This is a genomic window from Brevundimonas sp. (genome assembly GCF_036405315.1).
Classification (GTDB): Bacteria; Pseudomonadota; Alphaproteobacteria; order Caulobacterales; family Caulobacteraceae; genus Brevundimonas.
Map to the genome: position 1 here is coordinate 1 of NZ_DASWXW010000040.1, position 5,743 is coordinate 5,743.

The 5,743-nt window shown below is 67.9% G+C and carries 4 protein-coding genes; 2 read left to right on the forward strand and 2 right to left on the reverse strand.

From position 1 onward, the window contains the following. The first annotated feature begins 4 nt into the window (after positions 1-4). Complete coding sequence (locus VGE49_RS02820; protein WP_414643591.1) at positions 5-1,660, forward strand: 2-oxo acid dehydrogenase subunit E2; 1,656 nt, start codon at positions 5-7, stop codon at positions 1,658-1,660. Positions 1,661-1,683: 23 nt separating this feature from the next. On the opposite strand, the gene VGE49_RS02825 is transcribed toward VGE49_RS02820, so the two are convergent. Then, a complete protein-coding gene (locus VGE49_RS02825) occupies positions 1,684-1,950 on the reverse strand; it encodes a hypothetical protein (protein ID WP_331033069.1) in 267 nt (88 codons plus the stop codon). Between the two features lie 52 nt (positions 1,951-2,002). On the opposite strand from VGE49_RS02825, the gene lpdA reads away from it, so the two are divergent. Next, positions 2,003-3,397: a dihydrolipoyl dehydrogenase gene (gene lpdA / locus VGE49_RS02830; protein ID WP_331033070.1), complete on the forward strand. Its 1,395-nt coding sequence runs from the start codon at positions 2,003-2,005 to the stop codon at positions 3,395-3,397. A 294-nt stretch (positions 3,398-3,691) separates the two neighbouring features. On the opposite strand, the gene clpB is transcribed toward lpdA, so the two are convergent. Beyond that, positions 3,692-5,743: ATP-dependent chaperone ClpB (gene clpB / locus VGE49_RS02835; RefSeq protein WP_331033071.1), on the reverse strand; the 2,052-nt coding region annotated here is incomplete at its 5' end.

Sequence of the window (5,743 nt, forward strand, 5' to 3'; positions counted from 1 at the left end):
TGATATGGGTCGTTTCGTCTTCAAGCTGCCCGACGTGGGCGAAGGCACCGCCGAGGCCGAACTGGTCGCCTGGCACGTCGCGGTCGGCGACATGGTCGAGGAAGACCAGATCGTCGCCGACGTCATGACCGACAAGGCCACCGTCGAAATCACCGCCCCGGTCAGCGGCAAGGTTCTCGCCATCCACGGCCAGGCCGGCGAGATGGTGCCGGTGCGCGGCCCGCTGGTCGAGTTCGAGGTCGAGGGCGCGGGCAATGCGTCCGACGCCGAGCCGACGCCTGCTCCTGTAGCCGTCAAATCCGAGCCCGCCCCGGTCGCTGTCGAAGCGCCGAAGGTCGAGGCCGCCCCGGTCAGCGCCCAATCCGGCGCAATGGCCGCTGCCGGCGCCAACTACGTCTTCAAGCTGCCTGACGTGGGCGAAGGCACCGCCGAAGCCGAACTGGTCGGCTGGCACGTCAAGGTCGGCGACGCCGTCGAGGAGGATCAGATCCTCGCCGACATCATGACCGACAAGGCCACCGTCGAGATCACCAGCCCGATCAACGGCGTGGTCGTCGCCCTGCACGGCGAGGCCGGCCAGCAGATCGCCGTCGGCGGCCCCTTGGTCAGCTTCAAGGTCGAGGGCGCGGGCAATGTCGCCGCCGCTCCGGCTGCCGCAACCCCCGTCGCCAAGGCCGAGAAGGCCGCGCCGGCTCCGGTCGCCAAGCCCGCTCCGGTCGCCGCGCCCAAGGCTGACGCCAAACCCGTCCCGGCCCTGACCGGCCGCCAGCCGGGCGAGCGCGCCCTGGCCTCGCCCGCCGTGCGCAACCGCGCCCGCGATCTGGGCGTCGACCTGGTCTTCGTGCCGGGCAGCGGCCCCGCCGGCCGCATCGAACACGCCGACCTCGACGCCTATGTCGCGCGCGGCGGCTCCCTGCCCGCCGCCGCCAGCGGATCGGCCGCCTCGACCTACGCCCGCGCCGAAGGCGCCACCGAGGTCAAGATCATCGGCCTGCGCCGCAAGATCGCGGAGAAGATGGCCGAGAGCGTGCGTCGCATCCCGCACATCACCTATGTCGAGGAAATCGACATGACGGCGGTGGAGGAGCTGCGCGCCCACCTGAACGCCACCAAGGCCAAGGACCAGCCCAAGCTGAACGTCCTGCCCTTCATCGCCCGCGCCATCGTCGTCGCCCTGCGCGACCAACCGACCATCAACAGCCACTATGACGACGAGGCCGGGGTGCTGACGACGCACGCGCCCGTCCACCTGGGCATCGCCGCCCAGACGCCGAACGGCCTGATGGTCCCGGTCGTCCGCCACGCCGAGGCGCTGGACCCCTACGCCACCGCCCTGGAAATCGCTCGCGTCTCGGGCGCGGCCAAGGACGGCTCGGCCAAGCGCGAGGAACTCAGCGGCTCGACCATCACCATCACCTCGCTGGGGACGCTGGGCGGCGTGGTGCACACGCCCATCATCAACCACCCCGAGGTCGCCATCGTCGGTCCGAACAAGATCGCCGAACGCGTGGTGGTCAAGGACGGCCAGATGGTCGTACGCAAGATGATGAACCTCAGCTCCAGCTTCGATCACCGCATCGTCGACGGCCACGACGCGGCGGTCTTCGTGCAGCGCATCAAGGGGTTGCTGGAGCACCCGGCCACGCTCTGGATGAACTGAGGCGGATCAGGAGCGTGTCGCCATCACCTTGAGGCGGCCGCTCCCCCTCCCCAGACCGAAAGACCGATCATAAAGCCGAGGTCGTAGAACCATCCGCTATTGGGAAACGCATAGATACGCCCTTCCCAAAGCCAACCAAGCAACAAGGTGACTGGCGCTGAAAAGCCATGGAAGAGTGCGACGAAGAAGCCGGGCACATCGCTTGCAGCAGGCTCCGGCTGATGCGCGCAACTCGCCAAGGTCGCGAGCACCAGCATGACGGCGAGCGTCGCTAGACGTTTGACCTTCATCACACCCTCCTATTGATCAACGTTACACAACCATAACTGCCCCGGAATCGCCATGCAGACCCTCAAGACCAAAGTCCTGATCATCGGCGCCGGCACCGGCGGCTATGTCGCGGGCATCCGTTGCGGCCAACTCGGCCTGGACACCGTGCTGGTGGACGGCGGCGACGGCCTGGGCGGGACCTGCCTGAACGTCGGCTGCATTCCGTCCAAGGCCATCATCCACGCCGCGGGCAAGTATGAGACGGTGCTGAAAGCCGCCGGCGACGGCACGCTCGGCATCACCGCCTCGGCCCCGGCCATCGACCTGTCCAAGACGGTCGAATGGAAGGACGGCATCGTCAGGAAGCTGAACGCCGGCGTCGCCGCCCTGCTGAAGAAGGCCAAGGTCAAGGTCATCAAGGGCTGGGCCGAGTTCTCGGACGCCAAGACCTGCCGCGTCGAGACCGCCGACGGCCCCATCGTCATCACCGCCGAACACGTCATCCTGGCCACGGGGTCCGAACCGGTCGAGTTGCCCTTCCTGCCGTTCGGCGGCGACGTCATCTCCTCGACCGAGGCCCTGAACCTGTCCGAGGTGCCCAAGAAGCTGGTCGTCGTCGGCGGCGGCTATATCGGCCTGGAACTGGGCATCGCCTTCCGCAAACTCGGTGCAGAAGTCGCCATCGTCGAGATGGCCGACCGCCTGCTGCCCCTTTACGACAAGGCCCTGACCGACCCGGTCGCCAAGTGGCTCGAGAAGCACGGCGTCGAGCTGTTCCTCGGCGCCCGCGCCGGCGGTTTCGACGACGGCAAGCTGAACGTCACCGACAAGGACGGCGCCCCGATGCAGCTGGACGCCGCCAAGGTGCTGGTCACGGTCGGCCGTCGTCCGCGCACCAAGGGCTGGGGCCTCGAGACCATGGGCGTCGCCATGGACGGCCCCTTCGTGAAGATCGACAACCGCTGCGCCACCTCGATGAAGAACGTCTGGGCCGTCGGCGACCTGACCGGCGAACCCATGCTGGCGCACAAGGGCTCGGCCCAGGGCGAGGTCGTGGCCGAGATCATCGCGGGCCATGACCGCGTGTTCGATCCCGCTGCCATCGCCGCCGTCTGCTTCACCGAGCCGGAAATCGTCTCGGCGGGCCTCGGCGTCGACGACGTCAAGGGCCGTGACGACGTGATCCAGGCCGTCTTCCCCTTCGCCGCCATCGGCCGCGCCCTGGCCATCGAGGCCGGCGAGGACGGCGGCTTCGTCCGCGTCATCGCCTCCAAGACCGACCACCGCCTCCTGGGCGTCCAGGCCGTCGGCCAGCACGTCTCGGAGATGTCCAACAGCTTCGCCCAGATGCTGGAAATGGGCGCCGTTTTGGAAGACGTGGCCGGAATCATCCACGTCCACCCGACCCTCGGCGAGGCCTTCCACGAGGCGTCCTTGCGCGCACTGGGCCACGCCATTCACATCTAAGGGCGCTATGCTCAGGTCGCGGACCTTCGCGACCTGAGCGCGCTCTTCCTTCTCTCTTTCTGGGAGAAGGTGTCGTGCGGAGCATGACGGATGAGGAGTGACGGCGGCGCCGCTTGATCGCCCAGGCGCCGCTGTTCTTCTCCCTGAAGAGCTGGCGCTGACACCCCTCATCCGAGCGCCTCCGGCGCCCACCTTCTCCCTCAAGGGGAGAAGGAAGAGGCCGCAATGACGAAAGAAAAAGGGACCGCGATATCGCAGCCCCTTTCCCTGATCATGACAGCAAGGTTCGCTGGCTCAATGCATCCGCGCCTTGCCGATCTCCAGCCCGTCCGCGCCCGCTGACACCGCCACCACGGACCCGTCCTCGATCTCGCCGGCGAGGAGTTTCTTGGCCATGGGGTCGACCAGTTCCTTCTGGATGACGCGCTTCAGGGGGCGGGCGCCGTAGACGGGATCGTAGCCCTTGTCGGCGAGCCAGGTCAGGGCGCTGTCGTCCACGGCCAGGGTCAGGCGACGGTCGGCCATCAGCTTTTCGAGACGCGCCAGCTGGATGCGGACAATGCCGCCCATCTGTTCGCGGCCGAGGCGGTGGAACAGGATGATCTCGTCGATGCGGTTCAGGAACTCGGGCCGGAAGTGGGCGCGGACCTGTTCCATGACCAGGGGACGCACGGCCTCGATGTCCTCGCCCTCGGGTTGGTCGGCCAGATACTGGCTGCCCAGGTTGGAGGTCATGATGATCAGGGTGTTCTTGAAGTCGATGGTGCGGCCCTGACCGTCGGTCAGGCGGCCGTCGTCCAGCACCTGCAGAAGCACGTTGAAGACGTCGGGGTGGGCCTTCTCGACCTCGTCGAACAGGATGACCTGATAGGGGCGGCGGCGCACGGCCTCGGTCAGGGCGCCGCCCTCGTCATAGCCGACATAGCCCGGAGGGGCGCCGATGAGACGCGAGACGCTGTGCTTCTCCATGTATTCGCTCATGTCGATGCGCGTGATGGCGTTGTCGTCGTCGAACAGATAGCCGGCCAGGGCCTTGGTCAGCTCGGTCTTGCCCACGCCCGTGGGGCCGAGGAAGAGGAAGCTGCCCAGCGGCCTGTTGGGGTCGTTCAGACCGGCGCGGGCGCGGCGCACGGCGTCGGAGACGGCGGCCAGGGCCTCGTCCTGGCCGACCACGCGGCGGCCCAGCTCTTCTTCCATCTTGAGCAGCTTCTCGCGCTCGCCTTCCAGCATCTTGTCGACGGGCACGCCGGTCCAGCGGCTGACCACCGCGGCGATCTGCTCGGCGTCGACGACTTCCGGCGTGAGCGGGCCCTCGGCCGGCTTCTCGGCGGCTTCGGCCTCGGCCAGCTGGCGCTCCAGTTGCGGAATCTGGCCGTAGGCGATCTCCGAGGCGCGGCCCAGATCACCGGCCCGTTGGGCGGCGGCCAGTTCGGCGCGCAAGCGGTCCAGGGTCTCGCGCAGCTGGGCGCCCTGGCCCACCTTGGCCTTCTCCGACTTCCAGCGGGCGGTCATCTCGTCCGACTGGGCCTCGAGATCGGCGATCTCGTCCTCCAGCTTCTCGAGACGCTGCTGCGAGGCGCTGTCGCTCTCCTTCTTCAGAGCCTCGCGCTCGATCTTGAGCTGGACCAGACGGCGGTCGATCTCGTCCAGCGCCTCGGGCTTGGAATCGACGGCCATGCGCACGCGGCTGGCGGCTTCGTCGATCAGGTCGATGGCCTTGTCCGGCAGGAAGCGGTCGGTGATGTAGCGGTTCGACAAGGTGGCGGCGGCGACGATGGCGCTGTCGCTGATGCGCACCCCGTGGTGGACCTCGTACTTCTCCTTCAGGCCGCGCAGGATCGACACCGTGTCCTCGACGGTGGGTTCGGCGACGAAGACCGGCTGGAAGCGACGGGCCAGGGCCGCGTCCTTCTCAACGTGCTTGCGGTACTCATCCAGCGTGGTGGCGCCGACGCAGTGCAACTCGCCGCGCGCCAGGGCGGGCTTCAGCAGGTTGGAGGCGTCCATGGCCCCGTCGCCCTTGCCGGCGCCGACCAGGGTGTGCATCTCGTCGATGAAGAGGACGATGCCGCCCTCGGCGGCCGCCACCTCGTTCAGCACGGCCTTGAGGCGTTCTTCGAACTCGCCGCGGTATTTGGCCCCGGCGATCAGGGCGCCCATGTCCAGCGCCAGCACCTTCTTGTCCTTGAGGCTTTCGGGCACGTCGCCGTTGACGATGCGCAGGGCCAGGCCCTCGACGATGGCGGTCTTGCCGACGCCGGGCTCGCCGATCAGGACGGGGTTGTTCTTGGTGCGGCGGGCCAGGACCTGGATGGTGCGGCGGATCTCCTCGTCGCGGCCGATGAC

Coding starts and splice junctions, on each gene's coding strand:
- VGE49_RS02825 (WP_331033069.1), bottom strand. CDS start 1,950: ATGAAGGTCAAACGTCTAGCGACGCTCGCCGTCATGCTGGTGCTCGCG.
- lpdA (WP_331033070.1), top strand. CDS start 2,003: ATGCAGACCCTCAAGACCAAAGTCCTGATCATCGGCGCCGGCACCGGC.
- VGE49_RS02820 (WP_414643591.1), top strand. CDS start 5: ATGGGTCGTTTCGTCTTCAAGCTGCCCGACGTGGGCGAAGGCACCGCC.